At 50.4% G+C, this 23236-nt stretch carries 25 protein-coding genes and 1 tRNA gene; 19 read left to right on the top strand and 7 right to left on the bottom strand.

Annotated features, from left to right (window positions below; all coding sequences use genetic code 11):
- Nucleotides 1–73: transfer RNA gene (locus tag MTCT_RS03350), tRNA-Thr, on the top strand.
- On the opposite strand, the gene MTCT_RS09130 is transcribed toward MTCT_RS03350, so the two are convergent.
- The 3 genes from MTCT_RS09130 to MTCT_RS03340 are packed head-to-tail and all read right to left on the bottom strand — an operon-like array spanning nucleotide 55 to nucleotide 3082.
- The gene (locus tag MTCT_RS09130; protein ID WP_084126167.1) at nucleotides 55–1272 is read right to left on the bottom strand and encodes a threonine/serine exporter ThrE family protein; all 1218 of its coding nucleotides are present in this window, start codon (nucleotides 1270–1272) and stop codon (nucleotides 55–57) included. The genes MTCT_RS03350 and MTCT_RS09130 overlap by 19 nt on opposite strands.
- 24 nt (nucleotides 1273–1296) lie before the next feature.
- On the bottom strand, nucleotides 1297–2376 hold the full coding sequence (gene aroC / locus MTCT_RS03345; RefSeq protein WP_048176569.1) for a chorismate synthase: 1080 nt from the start codon (nucleotides 2374–2376) through the stop codon (nucleotides 1297–1299).
- 46 nt (nucleotides 2377–2422) lie between these two features.
- On the bottom strand, nucleotides 2423–3082 hold the full coding sequence (locus MTCT_RS03340) for a TIGR00266 family protein (protein ID WP_048175473.1): 660 nt from the start codon (nucleotides 3080–3082) through the stop codon (nucleotides 2423–2425).
- A gap of 173 nt (nucleotides 3083–3255) precedes the next feature.
- On the opposite strand from MTCT_RS03340, the gene MTCT_RS03335 reads away from it, so the two are divergent.
- The 5 genes from MTCT_RS03335 to MTCT_RS03315 all read left to right on the top strand — a co-directional run bounded on the left by MTCT_RS03335 (nucleotide 3256) and on the right by MTCT_RS03315 (nucleotide 8346).
- Nucleotides 3256–3939 (top strand): endonuclease III domain-containing protein, encoded by a 684-nt coding sequence (locus MTCT_RS03335; protein WP_048175472.1) that lies wholly within the window; start codon nucleotides 3256–3258, stop codon nucleotides 3937–3939.
- A complete protein-coding gene (locus MTCT_RS03330; protein ID WP_231855361.1) occupies nucleotides 3890–4753 on the top strand; it encodes a 4Fe-4S binding protein in 864 nt (287 codons plus the stop codon). Before MTCT_RS03335 ends, MTCT_RS03330 begins: the two co-directional genes overlap by 50 nt.
- Before the next feature lie 136 nt (nucleotides 4754–4889).
- Nucleotides 4890–5858, top strand: coding sequence for a porphobilinogen synthase (gene hemB, locus MTCT_RS03325; protein ID WP_048060891.1), 969 nt, complete (start codon nucleotides 4890–4892; stop codon nucleotides 5856–5858).
- A complete protein-coding gene (locus tag MTCT_RS03320) occupies nucleotides 5859–6776 on the top strand; it encodes a triphosphoribosyl-dephospho-CoA synthase (RefSeq protein ID WP_010876382.1) in 918 nt (305 codons plus the stop codon).
- A 34-nt stretch (nucleotides 6777–6810) separates the two neighbouring features.
- Nucleotides 6811–8346 carry a phenylalanine--tRNA ligase subunit alpha gene (locus MTCT_RS03315; protein ID WP_048175471.1) on the top strand — a complete coding sequence of 512 codons (1536 nt, stop codon included), beginning with the start codon at nucleotides 6811–6813 and terminating at the stop codon, nucleotides 8344–8346.
- 38 nt (nucleotides 8347–8384) lie between these two features.
- Here the strand turns inward: MTCT_RS03315 and MTCT_RS03310 are convergent, their stop codons facing one another.
- Complete coding sequence (locus tag MTCT_RS03310) at nucleotides 8385–8864, bottom strand: hypothetical protein (RefSeq protein WP_231855359.1); 480 nt, start codon at nucleotides 8862–8864, stop codon at nucleotides 8385–8387.
- 40 nt (nucleotides 8865–8904) lie between these two features.
- Nucleotides 8905–9309 (bottom strand): HPP family protein, encoded by a 405-nt coding sequence (locus MTCT_RS03305; RefSeq protein WP_010876379.1) that lies wholly within the window; start codon nucleotides 9307–9309, stop codon nucleotides 8905–8907.
- A gap of 288 nt (nucleotides 9310–9597) precedes the next feature.
- On the opposite strand from MTCT_RS03305, the gene nikR reads away from it, so the two are divergent.
- The 9 genes from nikR (at nucleotide 9598) to MTCT_RS03260 (ending at nucleotide 17282) form a co-directional block, all read left to right on the top strand.
- Nucleotides 9598–10002 (top strand): nickel-responsive transcriptional regulator NikR, encoded by a 405-nt coding sequence (nikR, locus tag MTCT_RS03300; RefSeq protein WP_048176566.1) that lies wholly within the window; start codon nucleotides 9598–9600, stop codon nucleotides 10000–10002.
- Between the two features lie 38 nt (nucleotides 10003–10040).
- Nucleotides 10041–10787 carry a methyltransferase domain-containing protein gene (locus MTCT_RS03295; RefSeq protein WP_048175470.1) on the top strand — a complete coding sequence of 249 codons (747 nt, stop codon included), beginning with the start codon at nucleotides 10041–10043 and terminating at the stop codon, nucleotides 10785–10787.
- Between the two features lie 30 nt (nucleotides 10788–10817).
- Nucleotides 10818–11312 (top strand): hydrogenase maturation peptidase HycI, encoded by a 495-nt coding sequence (gene hycI / locus MTCT_RS03290; RefSeq protein ID WP_048175469.1) that lies wholly within the window; start codon nucleotides 10818–10820, stop codon nucleotides 11310–11312.
- A 147-nt stretch (nucleotides 11313–11459) separates the two neighbouring features.
- Nucleotides 11460–12560 carry an acetyl-CoA carboxylase biotin carboxylase subunit family protein gene (locus MTCT_RS03285; protein ID WP_048175468.1) on the top strand — a complete coding sequence of 367 codons (1101 nt, stop codon included), beginning with the start codon at nucleotides 11460–11462 and terminating at the stop codon, nucleotides 12558–12560.
- Nucleotides 12557–13612: a glycosyltransferase family 4 protein gene (locus MTCT_RS03280; RefSeq protein WP_048175467.1), complete on the top strand. Its 1056-nt coding sequence runs from the start codon at nucleotides 12557–12559 to the stop codon at nucleotides 13610–13612. Before MTCT_RS03285 ends, MTCT_RS03280 begins: the two co-directional genes overlap by 4 nt.
- Before the next feature lie 12 nt (nucleotides 13613–13624).
- Nucleotides 13625–15034, top strand: a complete 1410-nt coding sequence (locus MTCT_RS03275; RefSeq protein WP_048175466.1) for a Mur ligase family protein — start codon at nucleotides 13625–13627, stop codon at nucleotides 15032–15034.
- 194 nt (nucleotides 15035–15228) lie between these two features.
- A complete protein-coding gene (locus MTCT_RS03270) occupies nucleotides 15229–15672 on the top strand; it encodes a hypothetical protein (RefSeq protein ID WP_010876372.1) in 444 nt (147 codons plus the stop codon).
- Nucleotides 15672–16928 (top strand): hypothetical protein, encoded by a 1257-nt coding sequence (locus MTCT_RS03265; RefSeq protein ID WP_048175465.1) that lies wholly within the window; start codon nucleotides 15672–15674, stop codon nucleotides 16926–16928. The genes MTCT_RS03270 and MTCT_RS03265 overlap by 1 nt, the downstream gene beginning before the upstream one ends.
- Nucleotides 16929–16931: 3 nt before the next feature.
- Entirely contained in the window at nucleotides 16932–17282 is a 351-nt protein-coding gene (locus MTCT_RS03260) for a DUF356 domain-containing protein (RefSeq protein ID WP_048175464.1), read from the top strand.
- Between the two features lie 125 nt (nucleotides 17283–17407).
- On the opposite strand, the gene MTCT_RS03255 is transcribed toward MTCT_RS03260, so the two are convergent.
- Nucleotides 17408–17875, bottom strand: coding sequence for a multiprotein bridging factor aMBF1 (locus MTCT_RS03255; protein ID WP_048175463.1), 468 nt, complete (start codon nucleotides 17873–17875; stop codon nucleotides 17408–17410).
- A gap of 106 nt (nucleotides 17876–17981) precedes the next feature.
- On the opposite strand from MTCT_RS03255, the gene MTCT_RS03250 reads away from it, so the two are divergent.
- Entirely contained in the window at nucleotides 17982–19214 is a 1233-nt protein-coding gene (locus MTCT_RS03250) for a proteasome-activating nucleotidase (RefSeq protein WP_048175462.1), read from the top strand.
- 219 nt (nucleotides 19215–19433) lie between these two features.
- Here MTCT_RS03250 and MTCT_RS03245 read toward each other — a convergent pair whose 3' ends face one another.
- Nucleotides 19434–20153, bottom strand: coding sequence for a UPF0280 family protein (locus MTCT_RS03245; protein ID WP_048175461.1), 720 nt, complete (start codon nucleotides 20151–20153; stop codon nucleotides 19434–19436).
- Nucleotides 20154–20298: 145 nt separating this feature from the next.
- Here MTCT_RS03245 and MTCT_RS03240 point away from each other — a divergent pair, with 145 nt between their 5' ends.
- Genes MTCT_RS03240 through MTCT_RS03230 form a run of 3 tightly spaced genes read left to right on the top strand, consistent with a single transcriptional unit; the run spans nucleotide 20299 to nucleotide 23193 of the window.
- The gene (locus MTCT_RS03240; protein ID WP_048175460.1) at nucleotides 20299–21072 is read left to right on the top strand and encodes a PH domain-containing protein; all 774 of its coding nucleotides are present in this window, start codon (nucleotides 20299–20301) and stop codon (nucleotides 21070–21072) included.
- The gene (locus tag MTCT_RS03235) at nucleotides 21065–22192 is read left to right on the top strand and encodes a geranylgeranyl reductase family protein (RefSeq protein ID WP_048175459.1); all 1128 of its coding nucleotides are present in this window, start codon (nucleotides 21065–21067) and stop codon (nucleotides 22190–22192) included. Before MTCT_RS03240 ends, MTCT_RS03235 begins: the two co-directional genes overlap by 8 nt.
- On the top strand, nucleotides 22189–23193 hold the full coding sequence (locus MTCT_RS03230) for a TIGR01177 family methyltransferase (protein ID WP_231855357.1): 1005 nt from the start codon (nucleotides 22189–22191) through the stop codon (nucleotides 23191–23193). Before MTCT_RS03235 ends, MTCT_RS03230 begins: the two co-directional genes overlap by 4 nt.
- The last annotated feature ends 43 nt before the right edge of the window (nucleotides 23194–23236 follow it).

Below are 23236 nucleotides of genomic sequence, written 5' to 3'. Positions count from 1 at the left end.
GCCTCGGTAGCTTAGGTGGGAGAGCGCGGGATTCGTAATCCCGAGGTCGCGGGTTCAATCCCCGCCCGGGGCTCTTATTTTATCACTGAATGGTTCCGTGAGCAGTGCGCCAACAAGCAGTCCAAGGGCTATTGCAACCACAGTCATTGCGAAGAGTGTTATCTCAGCCACGGATGTCAGATAGTTCCTCCCCAGGAGATTTGCGAGTCCTATGAAACCCAGGGACCCGGGAGCAAGGAACCAGAAGGCCGGGTAGAGGGTGACGAAGTGCGGAGTCTTACCTGCAAGCTCAATGCCCCTGGCAACCAGTGTCATTGACAGGGCCCCCAGAAATGCCCCGAGGAGTCCTCCTCCAGCTACATTTCCCAGCTGCTGTCCCATGAGTGCACTGTAGAGCACAAGAAGTATCCATGGAAAATCACTCCGGTAGACAGAGAGGAAGAGATATATACCAACGGCAAATATGAATGCCCCCAGATACGGGCTGTAGCTCATGGCTGATATTTTTATGGCTGCAAATTCCTCCTGCGGAAACCTGTTAAGCTGCATACCCATCAGGACACCAAACAGGAGGAGGAGAAGAACCATGCAGCCGTATATCACCCTGCTTGACCCTGAAACCAGTTCACCACTTGCAAGTTCATAGATTCCTGTGGTTAGGGTTACACCGGGGATAAAGTATATCAGCGGCGGTACAAGGAGTGTGAGGTTCCCGCTCACGGCACCCGTATTGATCAGGAAGAAGGCAACACCAGAAACCGTGAAGGATGCCAGTACAGGCATGATGAGGGAGAGCCTCCTGTTACCGTAACCCACCACTATCAGGGAGCCTGCTATAAGGCTGAGAAATGATGAATAAACTACAAGATCAGGGTCTGGCTGTATAAGCAGTGCTATACCTATTGAGAGAATAAGATAACCCAGAAGGATCCCGTAGCGGCCGAACCTGTGGGATCCCCTCAATATCCCCCTGAGCTCACCCAGGGCCTCACCCACCTCCATCCTCAGGGATGTCACATCATCGGTGAGTCTGTATATTTCTGTGACCTGGTGAAGGGGCATCATCCCGGGGGACTGGGCTGCAAGGCCCATCCTTGAAACCTCTCCCTCCGCCTTTATTATGATCATGGTTGGGAGGACCGAGACCTCAACCTCCACGCCCTGGGACTCGGCGACACTCCGCAGGATCCTCTCGGTATCTGTAACAGAATTCCCTGAGGCTATGAGGGCGCGGCTCAGCTCCTCAAGGAATTCGAGCAGCTCTGCTGTCATCTCTCTGGTCAGATAGGGATTCTTTCATTCTTTTCCAATGTATGTGGGGTGGATGAAGCCGGCCCTTATCATATGGTCGGCAAGGACGATTGCAACCGCAGCCTCTGCAACAGGCACAACCCTGGGGCAGATGCAGGGATCATGTCTTCCACGGACCTCAATGGTTGTTTCCTCCATCCTTTCAAGGTCAACTGTCTTCTGGGGGACTGATATGGATGGTGTGGGCTTTACTGCTATCCTTGCAGTTATTGGCATGCCGCTTGATATCCCTCCAAGTATGCCTCCAGAGGTGTTTGTTGTTGTCCTCACCTTACCATCATCATCCAGGTAGAACTCATCGTTTATCTCACTTGCACGGTGTTCTGCAACCTCGAATCCCATCCCGATCTCAACACCCTTCACAGACCCGATACCCATTAGGGCCCTGGCCATATCTGCATCGAGTTTACTGAATACCGGATCACCAAGTCCCGGGGGCGCACCAAGGACAACAACCTCAACAACCCCACCAACGGAGTCTCCCCTGCTGCGGGCATCGAGTATAACCTCCTCCATCTGTCTGGCCGCCCTGGGATCTGCACAGCGAACAGGATTGCTCTCAGCATACTCGCCTATCCTTTTAAGGCTTACAGTGTCTGCCTTAACATCACCCACCTGCACAACGTGGCCTGTTACAGTCAAACCATAATTACCGATGAGTTTCTTTGCAACGGCCCCACCGATTACGTGCCCAATGGTAACCCTTCCACTTCCACGGCCACCGCCACGGTAGTCGTAGTTCCTGAACCTCGCCCTCCAGGTGTAGTCACCGTGCCCCGGCCTTGGTGTATTCTTAATGTTACTGTAACTTTTTGAGTCGGCGTCCAGGTTTCTGACGATTCCAGCTATTGGAGTGCCATCTGTTCTTTCCCTGAATATACCTGAGAGTATCTCGACCCTGTCGGATTCAGCCCGTGGAGTGGTCAGGGCGCTGGTTCCAGGCCTCCTCCTGTTAAGTTCCTGCTGTATGTCATCCTCACTCAGTTCGAGACCTGCGGGGCAGCCGTCGATAACGGCACCCACTGCAGGACCATGGCTGGATCCGAAGGTCGTTACTCTGAACATTTCACCGGTACTGTTCCCGGCCACCGAATCACCACACAGTATCAATCTAACTCCTTGAGGGGAGCATGGGTGTTAACCATCCAACGAAGCTATCAATGCTCCGGCTCTGCATGTATACGGTTCCTGTACCTTCAAATTCTGCAACCAGGCCTTCGCCACTCAGAAAAGTACTTTTAAGTCCACCAACCTTTCTCACACTGAAATCAAGACCCTCTGTGAAGGCTACAATGTGGCCTGTGTCCACTATGAACCTCTCATTTACAAGTTCCCTGCTGTAAATTGCCCCGAAACTTGAAAGGAACACCGGTCCTGAGGATTGGATTTTAAGAAGGAATAATCCCTCCCTTGCAAAGAAGGTCTTGAAACCTCCCAGTTTTGTGTCTATCTCCACATCCTCTGGTCCGGCCATGAATGCGCCACTCTGGGCATAGATGGCCTCCGTGGTCTCAAGGACCTCAACATCACCCGGATAGGCCGGTGCGAGCTGCACATCCCCCCTACCCTGTGCCCTGAAGGTGTTAAGGAAAAGGCTTTCCCCTCCAATGGATCTCTTAAAAGCCCCAAGAAGACCCCCTGTCTCCGTCTGAAGTTCTATGTTTGAGCTCATGCTCACCATTGCACCTGTCTCAGCCTTTATTGCTTCACCGCTTTCAAGCTCGATGTGAGCCATACTAAAACTTGGTCTGTGTAAAATTTCATATCTCATGGATTTACTGTGTAACTTTTAATTAATATATCATCGGGTATTGCTGGTTTACTGATTGTGCTGCTTTTTATGTTCTGTGATCATGAGGATGGGGGTTGATGTGGATTCCTTACAATCAGGGTTTTCACGCAGGACCTAAATGTTTAACCGTGGTGTTTATTTACCTATTAAACATGAAAATGCTCAGGCATATCTACCGTTTCCTCATGGAACTCTATGGGCCCCAGGGATGGTGGCCACTCCTTGATAGGGATACAATGACACTCAGGTACCACCCCGGCGATTACACCCCACCATCAGATGATGGGGAGGTCTTTGAGGTCATCACAGGTTCCATACTCACACAGAACACGTCCTGGGACTCTGCTGCATCTGCACTCAGAAACCTTGCGGCAATGGACGCCCTTAAACCCCAGAGGATACTCTCCCTGGACGACGCTGAACTTGAGGCGGCCATAAGGTGTGCTGGTTTCTACAGACAGAAGGCATCATACCTCCGCGAAATGGCAGGGTTCTTCATATCCCTTGAGGGCTCAACACCATCCCGGAAGGAGCTCCTGAAGGTAAGGGGTGTCGGTCCTGAAACCGCGGATTCAGTGCTGCTATATGCCTACAGAAAACCGGAGTTCGTGGTTGATGCATACACAAGGAGGATACTGACCCATCTGGGACTCATAGCCGGTGATGAGAGCTACCACAGAATAAAGGAACTCTTCGAAAGGTCCCTTGAACCCGATTTCAGGGTCTTCCAGGAGTACCATGCCCTTATAGTCAGGCACGGCAAGTCCTACTACAGAGGAAGGGTCCATGGGGATGGCGATCCCCTCACAGAAAAACTGGGTGGTTCACGTGATTGACTTCACAGATATAAGTGTTGCGATAATAAGGAGGACATTCAGGTCCCGATTTAAACTCGCATCCCTCACAGAAAGGTCTGTGATATTCAGGAACCTCGTAAGGAGACTCTTCTTTGAGGGGGACGATATACAGGTCATACCCAGGAACTCATCCATCGAGATAAACCACCGCATCCAGGTGCCTGAGAATGTCGCCCTCCCATCGGAGGTCCTGAGGAGGATGATACTCCGGTCCAGGTACATCTTCCGGATGGACTTCTGCATATGCAGGGTCTCATCGGGCTGCAGCAGCTACCCCCATGACCTTGGCTGCCTCTTCCTGGGCCCCGGAGCCATGAGGATCTCAGAGAAGGTCGGAAGACTCATATCTGCTGAGGAGGCACTTGAACACATTGAAAGATGCCAGGAGGCAGGACTGGTCCATATAATAGGGAGGAACAGGATAGACTCTGTCTGGCTTAACTCAGGGCCCCATGATGAACTCCTCTCGGTCTGTAGCTGCTGTGAATGCTGCTGTCTCTGGAAGATGACGCCACTCCTCTCTGAGGACATAGCATCCTCCATAACACCAATGGAAGGCGTGGAACTGAAAAGGGAGGAGTCCAGCTGTGTTCTATGCGGTCGCTGTGAGGAGGCCTGCTTCACTGGTGCCATAGCTGTGGGGAAGGAACTGGAGCACGACGCAAGAAAATGCCTCATATGCGGCAGGTGCGCTGAGAGGTGTCCTGAAGGTGCCATAAAGATAATTATGGACCCTGAGGCTGTTGATGAGGCCATAAAACGTGTTGAGGTCCTTGTGGATGTTGAGTCATGATCTCCATACATCAACCGTGGTGTTCATGAAGGGCCCCGGAATTTATTTTCTGCGCGGGACATGGTTATGTTTTTTACCCTTGAGGATGTAATAAGAAATATCACAATGAATCCAACAGTTACCTGTGAGTGATAATATGGAGTTTCCCACAAAAAGGATGCGAAGGTTACGTAAGAGTCCACAGATAAGGAATATCCTTAGAGAAACACGGCTGCACCCATCGGATCTCATATACCCCATGTTTGTGAGTGAAAAACTTGGAAGGGGTGATGTGGAGGCCATAGATACAATGCCAGGCCAGTTCAGGTACTCTGTGGATGATGCGGTTTCCGAGGCATCCAGACTTGAGGATGAGGGACTATCATCCGTACTCATATTCGGAATGCCATCAGCCAAGGATGAGCTCGCCTCAGCAGCCCATGACCCCCACGGTGTTGTGCAGAGGACTGTGAGGAGGCTCAAGGAGGAAACAGACCTTGTGGTCATGACTGATGTCTGCCTATGCCAGTACACCAGCCATGGGCACTGCGGTATCGTCGTGGATGGCGAAATCGTCAACGATGAGACCCTGGAGGTCCTTTCAAGGATAGCCCTATCCCATGCCGAGGCCGGGGCAGACGTGGTGGCCCCATCGGATATGATGGATGGTAGGGTGGCAGCCATAAGGAGGAGCCTTGATGATGCAGGCTTCCAGGACACCCTGATAATGTCCTACGCGGTTAAATATGCTTCAGCATTCTATGCACCATTCCGGGGCGCCGTATCATCGGCCCCTGCCTTCGGTGACAGGAGATCCTATCAGATGGACCCTGCCAACATTGACGAGGCCCTCATTGAGGCTGAACTGGACCTCAGGGAGGGTGCTGATATACTCATGGTGAAACCGGCCCTGGCATACCTTGATGTTATAGGTAAGGTCAGGGAGAGGTTCAGCGTGCCACTTGCAGCATACAACGTCAGTGGCGAGTACTCAATGCTGAAGGCGGCCATAAAGAGCGGATACCTCACTGATGAGGCCATATATGAATCCATATTATCAATAAAACGTGCAGGTGCAGATCTTATAATATCACACTTCGCACCTGATCTCCTGGGGGTGATCTAGATGGATCCCCTCCATGTTTCAAGGATAGCAGAACTGGCCTCTGTCCTTGAGGTCAGCGGATACCCGAAACCAGGCAATGTCCACAGGACCCGTGACTTCGATGATATGGTCTACGAGGACTTCCTCGTGAGCGGGATAGTCACAGGTGATACCATGAGACTGGCAGCAGAGAGGGGGGAGAAACTGAGGGATACTCTTGACCTTTCGACCCTCGGGCTGGGAGAGCTCATACTCAGGGCGGTTGAGGACACCAGGAGGTGGGTTTCAACCAATACAAACCTTGGTATCATAATGCTGCTCACACCCCTCTCAGCAGCCGCAGGGATGGTTGACAGCGGGGATCTCCAGGGACTCAGGGAGCAGGTAAACCGTCTTATACTTCAGACAACATCAGGGGACGCTGTTAACCTCTACAGGGCCATTTCAACTGCGGAGGCCGGTGGAATGGGTGAACATGACACCCTCGACGTTAATGACCCTGCTTCACAGCAGAGGATAATCGATGAGAACATCACCCTCTTTGACACCCTCAAGATGTCAGCTGACTGGGACCTCATTGCAAGGGAGTTAACGTCCAGCATGCCGGTTACATTCAACGTCGGCTTCCCGGTCTTTAAGGGAACCGTGGAGAAGCATGGCATGAACCGGGCCGTGGTCCAGACATTCCTGACCATACTTTCAAGATTCCCCGACACACTGATATCCAGGAAGTATGGCGAGAAGATCGCCGTGGAGGTTTCAGAGGAAGCCTCAGACATCGTTGATAGGGGAGGTGTGCTCACTGCAGCGGGTCTCAGGAGGGTTGAGAAATTTGACAGGAAGCTCTACCGGATGGGATGGAACCCCGGGACAACCGCGGATCTCACAGCTTCCTCTGTCATGGTTGGATTACTTGATTACTACTCAGAACTGGGTTGAAACGCTTATTTGAGTAAACTGGAGGAGAATTATTATGATGGATCTTGACAGGATCATTGACCAGCTTCACATTTACGAGAAGAAGGTTCTGAAAGCATTCGAAGGCTCAGATAAACCATTAAAGCCTGAAGAAATAGCAGAATCCCAGAAAATTGATATAAAATCTGTCATGAGTGCGTCAGGCGCACTTGAATCAAGGGGATTTGTGAGGGTTCTGAAGGACGCGGATGAGGTTGTATCCCTCACAGAGGATGGAGAGTCCTGTGCCAGGGAGGGACTTCCTGAGCGCAGACTCATTGAGGCCCTTAAAGGTGAAGAAGAGCTTGAAATGTCAGAACTTTCCAGGAGAGCGGGTCTTGATAAGAAAGAGGCAGGTATTGGTATTGGCTGGCTCATGAGGAAGGGATGGGGTAGGATAAGCCAGGGGATGGTCTCAGCGGTGAGCGATGGAACACCTGAAAGGGGTGCGGATGAGAGGCTGCTGGAACTCTTACTTGAAAGGGGATCCGTGAGGATCAGAGAACTCCCTGATGAACTCAGGGGTGCACTGAAGGATCTTAAGGGACGGAAGGGAATAGTTGATATAAGGAAAATTAAGAGGCATACCATTGAACTCACCACAGAGGGCAGGAAACTCCTTGAAAGGGGAATCGAGATAGTTGAGGAGGCAACACAGGTCACCCATGAACACCTCAAGAGCGGGGCCTGGAGAAAACTCCACTACAGGGGATACAACATTGATGCAGAGTACCCTCTGGTCTACCCGGGAAAGATGCACCCTCTGAGGCGCATAATCGATGAGATAAGGTCAATATTCCTTAAACTTGGATTCACAGAATCAAGGGGCCCCATCGTCGAGTCTGCCTTCTGGAACTTTGACTGCCTCTTCCAGCCCCAGGACCACGCTGCAAGGGAGATGCAGGACACCTTCTATGTTAAAAACCCCGCCGTCACGGATCTCCCCTGTGAGGACCTTGTAAGGGCTGTGCAGGACGCACATGAAACCGGCGGTTCAACAGGATCAGAGGGCTGGCAGTACGAATGGGACAGAGATGTTGCAAGGCAGAGCGTGCTTAGGACCCATACGACCTGCGTATCTGCAAGGTTCCTCAGTGAGAACGAACCGCCCCTCAAGATGTTTTCTGTTGGACGTGTTTTCAGGAGGGAGACCATCACCTACAAGCACCTCCCTGAGTTTCATCAGGTTGAGGGGATCGTTGCAGGGGATGAGGTTAACTTCAGGAATCTTCTGGGTATACTGAGGGAGTTCTACAGGAAACTTGGATTTGAGGTCAGGTTCAGACCGGCCTACTTCCCATACACATACCTATCAACCGAATGTGAAATCTATCTCCCGGAGAAAAAAAGCTGGATAGAGCTTGGTGGGGCCGGCATGTTCAGGCCCGAGGTCCTGGAACCTCTGGGAGTTGAAACACCTGTAGCCGCCTTTGGTCTCGGTATAGAGAGGCTTGCCATGATAAGATTTGATATAAAGGATATAAGGATGCTCTACCAGAGCGACCTCGGATGGCTCAGGGGTCTCCCTGTAACCGGGGACCTGGAGCTCTAGTCCCTGTTTTTACCCGGCAGGGACTTTAAATCCATGGATCAATTTTCTGTCTTCTCCATGATTGGACGGTAGTACTCACCATCCTCAAGCAGGACCCTTTCAATGAGCCCCCTGTTTTCAAGGGAGAGGATGATGTTGTACATCCTTCTGGTCCCAAGTTTAAGAGGACCGTAGAGGAGGTGGCCCTCAAGGAGGTAGCGTGGGATTGGAGCTCCACTCCCGATTTCCCTGAGGATCCTGAGGGCCTCCTCTTCGATCTGGTTGAGTTCAGCGACCCTGACATCTTCCTGGGTCTCCATCACCCTGACCTCTTCATCGAGGTTTTCGGCCACTATACGGCCATTTTCCCGTGAAATAAGTCCCTTATTCTCAAGAGCTGTGATGGTGTCATGGTATTCGTGTTCTGGCAGGTCAAGGTTCCTTTTGAGCATATCCTCAGATACGGGGGCGTTAAGGTCAAGCTGCATGTACCTGATTTCCCTGTAGACCATGTTTTCCTTTCTGGTTATAATCTTCAATGGGGACCTCCAGTTACTTGTGGTCACTCACTCCTGGACATCAGGAGGGAACCAGTATCTCAGCTGCAACCAGCCGGCATATGTCAGTTTTTGTTATGACTCCCACTGGTCTTTCATCATCCATTACAAGGAGTCCTGATATATCAGCCCTCAGCATGAGGTTGGCGGCGTCCTCTATGTTGTCATCTGCGGAGATGGTTATCACCTCATCCACCATGATGTCCCTCACCTTAAGGTCCCTCTCAGGGTGTTCACTGTCGGGTTTTATGGTTCCAAGAACTCCTATTAGGTCAGTGTAGGATACCACACCCACAGGTTTACCATCATCTTCGAGTACGAACAGTCTCCGGACTCCATGTTTGTACATCTTCTCGAAGGCCTCGAGGGGCCTTGTCTCGGGGCTCACAGTTATTATCTCAGGGTTCATGGCTTCTTTAACCTTCATTGAAATCCCTCAAAGTCATACTTCTAATTAATATATCACTGTATCTTTTTATGCTTTGTTATCCTGAGGGCATTGTTATTCAATTCTGCCGGTGCCGATATCACTGTATCTTTTTATCCTCGGGGACAGCCATGGTGTCTGCGATGAATTTAAATAGTCGTGTTAATTATTCATGTAATAACCTGTTGTTTTCTGCAGACAATACTGCAAGCTAAAAAAGTTTAAATATGACTTTAGAATAATAATATAATAAATTCATATCAAACCACTTGTGGGGTAATAGTTATGATGAGAATAAGCATGTCTCTACCAAAAAAGCTCTTAAATGAATTTGATGAAGTTCTAAGGGATCGTGGCTACCAGTCAAGATCAAAGGGCATAAGAGACGCCCTTAAGGACTACATTGTAAGGTACCAGTGGATGAATGAAATGGAAGGTGAGCGAATCGGTATTATTGCTGTGATCTATGACCACCACTACACAGGGGTCATGGAGGACCTTGCAGACATACAGCACGACTACCGTGAATACATCAACGCTGTTATGCACGTACACATGACCGAAAGACACTGCCTTGAGGTCATAGTGGTTAAGGGAGATGTTGCAAAGATAAGGGAACTCACCGAGAAGATGATGAGGCTCAAGGGCGTTGAACACGTGAGGCTCACCAGCACATCAACGAACAGAAAATAGAACATGAACACTGATCCAGCAAGGCCTTCAGTAACTAAATGAGATTCAGGGTCACACCGTATCACGGAAACCTTCTGGGGGATCATGAACGCCTCGCAGCCTTCCGCGAGGCCATATCATCCAGGGCCAGGGGCCTCACCTATGACCTCGGGGCAGGCAGCGGGATCCTCTCATTCTTTGCTTCAGAGTATGCTGATCGTGTCATTGCAATTGAAAGGGATCCGAAGATAGCTGCATGTGCAGGGGAGAACCTATCAGGTCTGGATAACGTCAGTGTTGTCAACGAGGACGCCCTGCACTATGAATTCACTGCGGCTGACACGATCATATGTGAGATGCTTGACACAGCACTCATAGATGAGGAGCAGGTCCCGGTTCTAAGGAGGGCCCTAAGGTTCCTGAGGGATGATGGGACTGTAATACCACAGGCAGTCTTCAATGCAGCAGAACCCGTCACCGTGAACTTTGAGAACATCATGTATGATGAAAATCTTTCACAACCCTCATCAGGTCCAATGAGGGTTTATGACAGGGTCGAGTTCAGGGGGGACCTCCCTGAGATTTTCAGGGGTTCATTGAAGCTGCAGGCATCGAGTCCCTTCAACGCTATCAGAATAATATCCTTTACCCTGACGGCTCCTGGAATCATATGCGGTCCCACACCCATGATGAACCCCCCGCTCATCATACCCCTCGGGGAGACCGGAGATAAAGGTGAGGTCGAGATAAAACTTTCATACAGGATGGGTGGCGGCCTTGATTCGGTTGAAGCATCCATCATATGATTTATCTGATTATTTCTGGTGGTTTCTATCATGTTGAAGCGGCTTCTGAGTGATTTTCTCACTGACTGCAGAAGGCTCCTCGTCCTCACAGTCGGGAATGAATTGAGGTCCGATGATGGCCTTGGCCCATACCTGGCGTCCCTCATCCAGGAGGCAATGGAGGAGAGGGGACATCTCGTTATCAATGCGGGCACGGTGCCTGAAAACTTCACAGGAAAAATACGCTCCGAAAGACCGAGCCACATACTGATTGTGGACGCTGTTGAGATGAGAGAGGAGCCGGGAACCGTAAGGCTCATTGAGAGGGATAGTATATCAGAGTACAGCATATCCACCCATGCCATGCCCCTATCCTTCCTTGTGAGGTACCTTGAGGATCAGGGTGATTACAGGATTGCCCTCATGGGTGTACAGCCAGAAAACCTTGAATTTGGGACTGGACTCTCACCCGCGGTTGAAGACGCTGTACATGACCTCGCAGGGATGATAATCTCTGCCCTTGATGACTTTGGAAGCTGCGGATGATTTTTAGGGTTGAATTCAATCAGCCCTGTATTTTGAGGGTATTGAGAATTCTGGATGAATTTTACCTGAACTCAACCGGTCAAGATTAAGTTTTTATAAGATCCCACCAAAGAGTAAACCAGTCCTTGATTTTTTTGAGTGATCATCATGAGGATTCTGTTCATAGGTTCAAGACTCTTCAATGACGTTGCAGAGTACGCCTCAGCGATGGGTGTGACCACCATTCTCTCCGAGTCAAATCCAGACGCTCCAAACCTTGAACTCGCCGATTCATACCACATAGTGCCCAGGGGCATGGAGGGCCCTCTGGAAATAGCGCTCAGGGAGGACGTTGATGCGGTGGTACCCCTGATAGGTGTCGACGGACCCCTCAGGGATGTGGCCTGGCTCAAGGAGAAACTTGAGGCTGACTACGGAGTGCCGGTGGTTGCATCAGGGCCGGAGGCTGCTGAGATATCCACAGATAAATTTAAAACCAAGGAGTTCTTCTCCAGAAACAGGATAAGAACGCCGGAATACGGTTTAATCGATTCACCGGATGATGTAACTGAAATGCCGGTGGTTCTCAAGCAGAGGGAGGGACAGGGCGGTTCAGGCGTGATGGTCGCAGCCACCCCTTCTGATGTCAGGGAGTATCTCCACGCCCATGACCATGCCCTCATGGAGGAATACATACAGGGCCGTGAAATATCCGTTGAGGTACTCCGATGGAATGATGAAACCCTCCCCCTGGTGGCCGTTGATAAGGGAGACACAAGGATGGACGGACTGCACCCCCTGAGGAAGGTGAAGAGGGCCCCCGCTATTATCAGGGGATTCGATGGAATGGAGGCCCTTGCAATGGCTTCAGAAGTCACCGAACTCCTTGGTGCTGAGGGTAACACCGATGTTGACATGATAGTCTCGGAGGATGGAAAACTCTATGCCATAGAGGTCAATACACGTCCAAGCGGGACCAGGTACATCTCAGAGGCGGCAACAGGGATAAATCCCATGCACTGCCTTGTGGACATGGCAGCAGGAAACTGGAAACCGGCCGAAATCAGGAGGAAGAACCATTATGCTGTTGAGATACCCATAGGTAACCCCGGGGACCTGGAGTCCGTCATGCCAGATGGGACAAGATGGGTGCTTCACGGCCCGAGGAACCATATGAGGGTAACTGTGGGGGCCAATGATCCTGAACTGCTTGAACTGGTCATTAAAAAACTTGGTGATCTTGATGTACACAGAAGGCAGGTGATATGATGGAGTTTTTGATGGTTTTCATTATAAGCACTGTTTCAGCTGCAGTATTCACGCTCTTTATAAGGAACATTCTGAGGAGTGCGGATATTGGTGATAAACCAATAGTCACTGAGCACAGCCACAAGGCAGGAACACCTACAATGGGGGGGCTTGGGATGCTACTGGCTCTCCTCCTTGTAACGGTACTCTATCGAAACAACCCCTACCTCGTCCTGACATCACTCATAGTCCTCACAGCAGCAATTGTAGGCCTTCTGGATGACCTTCTGGGCCTCAAGGTGAAGGAGGTCCAGAGGATAATAAGGAATGTATCTGAAGGGCCCCTGGAGGTTGGCCAGCTTGTACTGAAGCCCGGAGAGGAGGCAAGGGCGGCAACAGACAAGGCAAAGAGGGATGTTGAGGCTCTGCTCTCTGAGGGACTTGTTGAGGTGGTTGGTGAGGCTCCAATAAAGAATGAGGTGAGTGAGGGTGAGAAGATACTGGCCCAGCTACTGATAGGTGTCTTCCTTGTACTCTCAGGAGCTGTTGGTAAGCTCGGAGGGTTCTACCTGGGTCTTGCAGCCGCACCCATCGTCATAGCAGGTATGGTGGGGGCCATAAACGCAGTTAACCTCATAGATGGAATGGATGGGATGGCAGCCGGGATAATGCTCATAGCATCCTTATCCTGCGCAATTTTCCTTGGCCTATCGGGTCAGGCCCTGCCCTTCCTGGCACTGGCCGGGATGTGTGCCGGGTTCCTCGTATTCAACAGACACCCCGCGAGCATATTCATGGGTGATACCGGTTCATTTGCCCTGGGGGCAGGTTATGCAACTGCAGTGATGCTCACAGACACGGTTTACTTCGGTGTCCTTGCAATAGCAGTGCCTGTGGTCTCGGTTATCGTGAGCCTCCTCCACCGTGCAGGGGTTATAAGACTGCCGGTTGAACCGCTGCACCACACACTCCACTACCGTGGGATGTCCGAGAGGAGGATAGTGCTCCTCTACTGGCTCATAACGCTGATTGTCTGTGCACTGGGACTCTACATGACGGGGAGTATCCTCTGATGGGTGAAGGTCATGTATCTCCATGAAATCGCAGATAAGATTTCAGGAAGACTCAAAGGTCCAGATAGGGCATTTCGGGGGATATTCACGACTCTTGGAGCTGCTGAAGCAGGTGACATTGTTATAAGACACTGGATCGATGAGAAGGGCATTGAAATCGCCTCAGAAAGGGGTGTATCCGCCATCATAACCCAGGATCTCCGGGGAAAGTCTTCCAGGCTAGCCGAAGAGCACGGGCTCCCGGTTATCCTCGTTGACAGGATTGAGAATGCAAATGCCCTTGCACTCTCCTGGACAATAGAGCGATTCGCCCCCTCCTCCAGAAGGGTTGTGGTCACGGGTACCAATGGGAAGTCCACCACAACCCACATGATCCATCATATAATAGAGACCACCGGTGCTTCATCCTACACAAACACAGATTCAAGGTCAGAGTTCAACACCCTCATAGACCCTGTGGTATCACAGCAGATAGCCGAGGCCTCATCTGATGGGGCACCTGAATTCATGGTTATAGAGGTCTCAGAGGTGCAGGGGTGGCTTGGAAGGGTCATGAGGGACCACGCCCGCATGATGACCGCAGCCATAGGGCCTGAGGTGGTCGTCATAACAAACGTTGCAATGGACCATATAGGACTTGTTGAATCTGTGGAAGATGTCTTCAGGGAGGTAGCAGGGGCCCTGAGGGCCATCGAATCTGGGGTGGCTGTACTCAATGCCGACGATGAACGTGTGAGGGCAATGGCCCATGTGAACCCGGGTCTCAGTGTGGTCTTTTACGGCTCGGACTCCCCTGTGAGGTATGATGGGGAGGGCATCCACATTGGAGGGGACCTCATAATCCCTGCAGAGGAACTCCCCTTCAGGAGTGAGCACTTCATACAGAACACCCTGGCTGCCGCTGCAGCATGTCTGGAACTGGGCTTCTCCCCCGAGGACATAAGGATGGGTGTTAAAACATACAGGCCCCTCAAGAGGAGGTTTTCGGTCCTCATGACTGAGCCCCTTGTCATAGACGACTTCGCCCACAACCCCTCAGGTATCAGGTCCACCGTGAGGAGCGCTGCAGCGAATCTCAGGGGGAGGCTGTGGGTGGTGAATGCCATCAGGGGCTCCCGTGGAGAGGATATAAATGTGATGAACGCAGCCGCCCTTGCAGATTCCCTCAGGGGCCTCAATGCAGAACTCATAGTAACCTCAAGCAGTGACGTTGTTGATGAACAGAACAGGGTACTTGAAAATGAGAGAAGAGCATTCCTTGGGGTCCTTGATGAGAGGGGTGCATCCTACATCCACGTGGAGAAACTCAGGGACGCCCTGAGGATGGTGCTGGATGCCGCGAAACCCCATGATACCATCCTCCTCCTCGGAGCCCAGGGAATGGACCCGGCTGCAGGGATAATAGATGAGATCAGGATGTGACTACTGTATCGCAGCTTGTAACGGTTCCTGGTCTCAGCCGTGATCGGGAGTCCATCTCTGCGGTGGATTCAGGGGGTCCGGTTTCAGCTCTGCATTGGATGGATGTTCATTTCTGTGGTCAATCTTTATAAAGATGGAGTCAGAGAACTAACTATTCAGTAACTGTGATGAAACGCAGTTAAAGGTGAACTGTTATGCTCATAAAGATCAGAAGGGATACCCTCGTGATACTCCTGCTGGCATTCATCCTGATCCTCTCAGGTCGTGCTATGACCTATCTTGCCTACGCATCATCAATGGAGGATACAGGTGGAGTTCCAATAGCAGGTGTCATAGTTAAGGGTAACGATATAGTTCCACTGTCCTCCATAAAAGCAAATGTATATGCTGCGGGTTTCCGGCCCGGAAGCTACATAAAGGGAGAGGTGCTTGTAACCTCCAAGAGAAAGGTTCCCCTTTCAGAGGCGATGGAGAATGCCGAGAAGTTTGTTAAGATGACAACAATTCCCGGCACCCGTGTAACGCCCATAGCAGCCGCTGATGTGAAGGTGGACACCAGAACAGGCATAGTCACTGTTAATGTTATCGAGGACTTCGCCACGGTTAAAGTTACCAACAGAACAGGGGGAGTGGGCTGATGAACAGGCTCGGTAGACTGTTAGCTCTCATATTCATCTTCAACCTGCTTATAGGTCCGGTATCCGCCACAATGAACGTTATTGTAATCACAGACCCCACAGGAGCGGATCCTAATGGTGCTGCAGCCGGGAGTATGTCCTTCGCCCAGAACATGTTCCAGTCAACCTTCCTCATGTCCAAGGAGAAGAGGTTCGCTGTCCTCTCAGGTGGTGAAGGTGCATCAACACCGAGGCTCATGGCAATAATGGACGTTATAAACCGCCTGGAGAATGGTGCAACAGCGGCTGAGGCGGCATCAGCAGCCAACAGTTACCAGGGAATCAGGGTCATGTGCGGAGGTCCCAGCATAGGTGCAGCTGTGGGTGGTTCCTTCGATGCCTACGTGGTTATCGTGGAGGATGACGGTACCATAACAGTTACACCCTACTCTGGGGGTCTTGCGGTTCTTCCTCCAGGTAAGAGGGGAGCCATAATACACCTGAGGAACACGCATGGAAACCCCAAGTATGGTACAGCAACCCGTGTACGTCAGGAGACAGCCGTTAACATAGGTAAGATGATAAGGGACGGCTACTCTGCCACTTACATCGTGGGAAAGGTCTTTGAGGAGGTTTCAAAGGACGCCGGTGAAAAGTATGGTGGTGGTGCAGTTAACCTTGTCTCAGGGGTATCCACAGGGGACATGTTCACACCAGCGGACCTCAATGAGACCGGTTACCCAATGGATGAACCCTACGTCAAGGTATGCGATGAGTGTGGCTGGAGCATAGGGTACCCTGCTGCAGAGAACTACCAGACCTGTCCGGTGGATGGCAGCAAGTTAAAGGTTATCTATGCATATGAGGCTCTCAAGGACGCCATAACCGTGACCAACGGCTCTGTATCTGTCTCGGTCTACGGGACAGAGGAGGCCGGTGTTGTTCAGACAACCCAGGAGATTGTGAGGGCATCGGTGAAGAAGAACGGTTACAGTGCAGAGGCAATAGCCAGATCCATAAACAGGGCCATAAAGAACGGGTTCCTTGTGGGAGTCAACTATGTGGAGCCAAAGGACATAAATGTGAAGCCAAGTTCAAGGGCTGTGGGTGTCTACTACACACCCCTACCGGATGATAGGACAGCCCCTCCGATGGAACTGCCCGTTAGTTCAGGGCTCCTTGAGATACTCGGTAACATCCAGACGGCACTGGGATTCATCATGGTGCTCCTCGTCCTCTTCAGGAGCAGCCTTATAAGTTCATTCAGAAGGGGTTAAAACGTGTCTCTAATAATTCTGAGGGCAGATAGCAGGAAAAAGATTCTGAACGCCATAGCGGACCTTGAAAGGCATGCTGGCCTTAAGGTCCGTGGAAAACCCAGGATTCTGAGGAATGATATTGCAGACAGGATGGCATCATCCATACTCGGGGAACTCCGCATGAAGTCCTCTGTGGCGGCAGCCGTTGAGGTGGAAGATGATGACACCAGAAGCATAATGGCCATCAGAAGGATACACCCCCCAGCACATGTGATGGTGGTTAGCAGTGAATACGATGAATACAATGACCTCAGGGAGATGTTCGGCGGTCTGAGGGTCCTCAGGGGCTACTACTCCCATAAGGGTAGTTGAAGAGAAAATTCAGATGAAATCGGATTCTAAAAATAATTTTTAGAAATGGACTTCAATTCATTTTTATTCCTGCAATATCCGCCGTGGGTGTCTAAAATAATTTTTAGAAATAATTTTTTGGGACTTTAACCCCTCTTTATTCTTGCAATGTCACCTATCGTGGCTCCACGGAACCCGCCACCCTCTGATTTCTCCAGATCATCGGCCTCAAATTTTTCAAGGAGTTTTATTTTGAGGAGCCTTTCAAGCTTCCTTGCGAGCTTAATATCGGGTTCCATCCTCTCGGTTTCAATCCTGTTTATGACGGATACCTTCTCGTTGATCCTCTCAGCGAGATCCTCCCTTGACCAGTCCCTCTTCTCCCTTTCACTTCTTATGATCCTTCCGTAGTCCTCAACGACCTCGTACACGGTATCCATAGGTCTCCTGGACCTTTTCTGGGGCTTCCTGAAACTTTTTTTACGGGGTGTTGTGGGTTCTCTGATGATTTTACCGAACTTTGAGCATTCCCTGCATACTTCCATGACTGAACTGTCGATTTTTGTCTTTAAAGGTTTTCCAACAATCTTTTTACCGCAAATCTCGCATCTCATGAAGATCCCTTTTTATTTTATACTAGATTTATCCCACCCCAATATTTAAATATTACTAGAAACAAGATAGTATACAACAAAATTTAAATAGGAGTGTTCTAAAATCATGGAAAATAACTCCCAGAATGTATTAAAAAAGATTGAGGACCTCAAAAAAGAAGTTAGAATGCTTAAAGAGGAAAACTCCAAGACAAAAAGAAATCTGATGTGGAAAATCAGAAAACTTGAGAAGGACAAACTTTTAATTGAAAATGAGAAGACAAGGCTTGACAGGGAAGTTAAATCCCTTCGTGGTGAAATCGAAAGGTTCAGAACCCCTCCACTGGTCATAGCCACAGTAACAGAGGTTCTTGATGATCACAGGGTCGCAGTTAAGAGTACAACCGGACCCCACTTCGTAATAAATTATTCAAGATTCATAGATAGAAAGCAGCTGGAGCCCGGTGCAAGGGTTGCACTGAACCAGCAGACCTTCAGCATAGTGGATGTACTTCCATCTGAGAAGGACCCCGTTGTGACGGGTATGGAAGTCGAGGAAAAACCAGATGTCTCCTATGAGCAGATAGGTGGCCTTGAGGAACAGGTACGCGAGGTCAAGGAGACAGTTGAATTACCGCTCAAAAAACCGGAACTGTTTGAAAAGATAGGTATAGAGCCACCCAAGGGCGTACTCCTCTATGGACCACCTGGTACAGGTAAAACCCTCCTGGCAAAGGCCGTCGCCCATGAGACCAATGCAACATTCATAAAGATAGTTGCATCCGAGTTCGTCAGGAAATACATAGGTGAGGGCGCAAGGCTCGTGAGGGGAGTCTTTGAGCTGGCCAAGGAGAAATCCCCAAGCATAATATTCATAGACGAAATTGACGCCGTGGCAGCCAAGAGGCTTAAGAGTTCAACAAGCGGTGACAGGGAGGTTCAGAGGACACTCATGCAGCTCCTTGCAGAGCTTGATGGATTCGAATCAAGGGGTAACGTCGGTATAGTTGCAGCAACCAACAGACCGGACATACTTGACCCGGCACTCCTCCGTCCAGGAAGATTTGACAGGTTCATTGAGGTACCTCTACCAAATGAGGATGGTAGAAGGGAGATACTCAAGATACACACCTCAGGAATGGCCCTTGCAGAGGAGGTCGATATTGAACTCCTTGCAAGGATAACCGATGGGGCATCAGGCGCAGACCTAAAGGCAATATGTACCGAGGCAGGTATGTTTGCAATCAGGGAGGAGCGTGATGAGGTCACAATGGCTGACTTCATGGATGCCGTTGATAAGATAATGGGTGTTGAGAAGGAGGAGGAATACAAACAGGAAACCGGCGTGATGTTCGGTTAATACTTATTATGGCCTGTGATGAACCCTATGAGCTCTGAGAAGTGATGACTGATGGGCGATCTGAGGCTGTAATCCTATAACCCCACTTCTTTTTTAAAGTGTTTTAACTTATCACATTAAATTCTGTTCTTAGAATCAAGTGCTCTTCTAATTTGAGTTAGAGAATTACTTATTCAGTTATTTGTGTCGGAATTGTATCTGCTATGGTTTCAGTTATTCCTATACCTCATCCCAGAGGTCACCAAGAACAGCCTTTCTATCAGTCATTACAAGTCGAGGTATTCTGCCGACGGTACCTGCATGTTCACCCACCACAACCATAACACCCCGGAAATGCTCCCTGAAGTCATCAGCCCTTTCAAGGGCATTCTCAACGGCTGATATATCATCAGGGCCATCCGCACTGTTTGCTATTGAGGTCGCAAGGGCGTCTGCTGTGCTGGCCTCAGATGCGAAAACTGTCACAGAATCTGCCCTCCCGAAGCTTATGGAGTGCCCCACAGTCCCCGAGGATGTGCAGATACCCCTGGGACCGCCTGGCTTCAGAAGGAAGCCCACAGTCCCTGAGAGTGATGAAGATCCAGCATAGAGACCCACAGTGATTTTGCGGTTGTTAACAAGGGCGATGTCACCGCCGTTGTCGATTATGCTGCACCGGGAACCCTTACCCATGAGGTGCATGAGTGAGAGCTGGGATATTGTCCCTGCAACCGCTGCCATGGGTCCAACCTCAGCCTTCCGTGAGGCCCGGGACATCATCCTGACGATGAGAGGGCCCTCAGACACCACAACAGGTTCAAGGGATGTTAAAAACTCGGGATTTCTCCGGATATAATCCATGAGCTTCATCCTCTCTCCCAGAACGAATCCAGAGAGTCCATGGTTCCTTATTTCTGTCCTGAGATTTATGCGGGTCTCACCGATAACTATCCTTTCCATGGTTCCACACCAGCTATCTAACATACATTAAATGAGACATCAGAGGGAATCCATCTCCAACCATTACATATAAAAACATATACAACAAATTAATCCTCATTGTAGTTAACTTCTTTTAACAACTATATGTCAGTTCTGTGATAACATGTTTGGCAGGGACAGGTTACATCCAGGTGAGAGAATTTTATATGAGACAAGGCCGCGGTTCATCCTCAACTCAAAATCAACCATAATAAAGGCCCTGTCAGCCGTGATAATACTATACCTCTTCCAGGGGATAGTTGAGGGAGCCGGAGCACTTGACAATGTCCTGATTGCAAATTATGGTGTCACAGTAGCTGAGAAGGTCGCATGGCTTCTTACGGGTATAATAATCATAATCCTCCTCTCCATCCTCTGGGATGTGATCTCCTGGAGGAACAGGCGCTACATAATCACCGACCAGAGGGTCATGGTTGAGGAGGGGGTCCTCTGGAAGAGGAGGTACTACATAAACCACAGGAAGATAGTGGACGTATCCTTCTCACAGAGCATAACAGAGAGGCTCCTTGACTCTGCGGATCTGGAGATCCATGGGGGCCACGAGGGCACCAACATAATACTCAGGGATGCACCATCCCCCTCAAAGATCGAGTACCATATCAGCAGGTTCACAGAGAGGGGATATGATGATGCAGAGGAGATCCTCAGGGAACTATCATCCAGTAGAAGGAGAGAGCCAGGATTTGCAGACCCGGAATTCTGGGAGACCCCTGAGGATGAGAAGGAATCTGACGGTAAGTTTGCGGTGGATAGGCGCGGTGATGAATCCATGGGATCTGACGGTAAGTTTGCGGTGGATAGGCGCGGTGATGAATCCATAATGGAGAGACACTCAAGGAAATTTAAGAGATACAGAAGGGAGGGCAGGGATGACTGATTACGATGTTCTCATAATGGGGGCCGGGCCTGCCGGTTCAACCCTTGCAAGGCTCACAGCCAGTAAAGGATTCAGGGTTGGCCTCTTTGAGAGGAAGAAGATAATCGGTCTGCCACTTCAGTGTGCAGGACTCGTATCACACAGAATAATGGAGGTTAACGTGCTCCCTGATGAATTTATACTGAACAGTGTGAGGGGTGCTGTTCTCCATTCACCATCAGGCATAAAACTCAGGGTTTCTAAGGACAGACCAGAGGCCCATGTAATTGACAGAACAGCCTATGACCAGCACCTGGCAGAACTCGCGAGGGAAGCAGGCGCAGAGTTGACGAAGGGAACTGCGGTGAGGGATTTCAATGAGAAAACAGGTCATGTCAGGGTAAATGGCGATGAACTCAGTGCGGATGTTCTTGTGGATGCAAGGGGGCAGTCCGCCGCACCCAGCAGGTACCATGCGAGACAGTACCTTGTGAGGTTCAGGGACAGTGAGATGGACACTGACTTCGTGGACCTCAAGGTTGACTCCCGCCTCTCTCCAGGCTTTATGTGGAGGATACCTATAGATGAACAGACGGCGAGGGTGGGTGTCTTCGGACCCCAGCAGAACCTGAAGGAATTCCTTAAAGGCTTCCTCTCAGACCTCAGCAGCGACTTTGAGATCCTTGAGTCCCACCATGGGTTCATCCCCAGACCAGACCTGGATTTGAGACTCGTAAGGGGGAGATGCATTCTTCTTGGAGATGCTGCCGGGCAGGTTAAACCCACAACTGGTGGGGGCATAGTCCTGGCTTCCCGTGCTGCAGGGGTGGCGGCAGAGGTCATCCAGGGGGTCCTTGAGGGAGATGCAGACCTCAAAGAATATGAGGATGCCTGCAGGAAGATCCACATGTCAGAGATGAAGAACCAGATGAGGGTTCAGAGGACCTTCAGACTACTCTCAGACAAGGACCTTGACCACATATTCCTTAAGATGAAGGAGTACGGTGCAGAGGATATAATATCAGAATACGGGGACATGGACAGACAGACACCCCTCATCAGGGAGTTCCTGAAGAGGGGAATCCTGTTCAGGATAATACCATCCATCATCACGTCTAAGGTGGCAGGAATATGGAAATGATGGTGTTACTCTCACAGGAGCACCCTGAACTCCCATCGGCGGAACTAAGGTCCGTTTTGAGGTCGGAGGGGATAGATTTCAGTGTTATCGAATCCGGAAGTGGATATGAGGTCATAGATGCTCCCAGGAGTACATGGAAGATCCTTAAAAAAAGGTTAGCCTATGCCCATGAGATCTCTGAGGTCATAGGATATGCGGCTGCTGATGATCTGGATGATGCTGCAGCGGAAATTGACTGGAGCAAATACGTCAGGGAAAGCTTCGCGGTGAGGATAAAAAAACTGTGTGGCGATGTGGATTCCAGGACACTCGAGAGGACCATCGGAGCGATCATAAAGGAGGATACGGGACTGAAGGTTGACCTTGAGAAGCCCTGGACCCTGATAAGACCGGTACTCATTGATGACAGGTTCATCCTTACAAGGAGGCTCGCAGTCATCAGCAAGGAACACTTCAACCAGGCCAGACCCCACAAGAGACCATTCTTCTACCCTGGTTCAATGAGCCCCAAACTCGCAAGGTGCATGGTCAACCTCTCAGGGGTGAAGGCAGGTGACAGGCTCCTTGACCCCTTCTGCGGTACAGGCGGGATACTCATAGAGGCGGGCCTCATGGGTGTGAGGGTTGTGGGGGCCGATATAGACTGGAGGATGGTTGAGGGCACCCGTGAAAACCTTCAGCATTACGGGATAACCGACTTCGAGGTTATAAGGTCTGATGCAAGGGATCTGAGGCTCGACGAGAAGGTCGACGCCATAGTGACCGATCCTCCCTACGGCATATCAGCTTCAACTGCAGGTGAGAAGAGTGAGAAGCTTTACAGGGAATTCCTGGACTCTGCACACTCAAACCTTGCAGAGGGGGGCATGATCTGCATGGCAGCACCCCACTACCTCGACCTGGAGAGCCTCATTGATGAAAGATTCAGCATCAGGGAGAGGTACTCAATGAGGATGCACAGGAGCCTCACAAGGGTTATAAGGGTCATTGAGAGGGTTTAGTACGTCAGGTGGAGCTTGTATCTGACACCGGTACCCACAGACG

This window comes from Methanothermobacter sp. CaT2, assembly GCF_000828575.1.
Taxonomy (GTDB): domain Archaea; phylum Methanobacteriota; class Methanobacteria; order Methanobacteriales; family Methanothermobacteraceae; genus Methanothermobacter.
The sequence above is the reverse complement of the archived record's forward strand: the minus strand, read 5'-3'. Positions and strand labels throughout refer to the sequence as shown.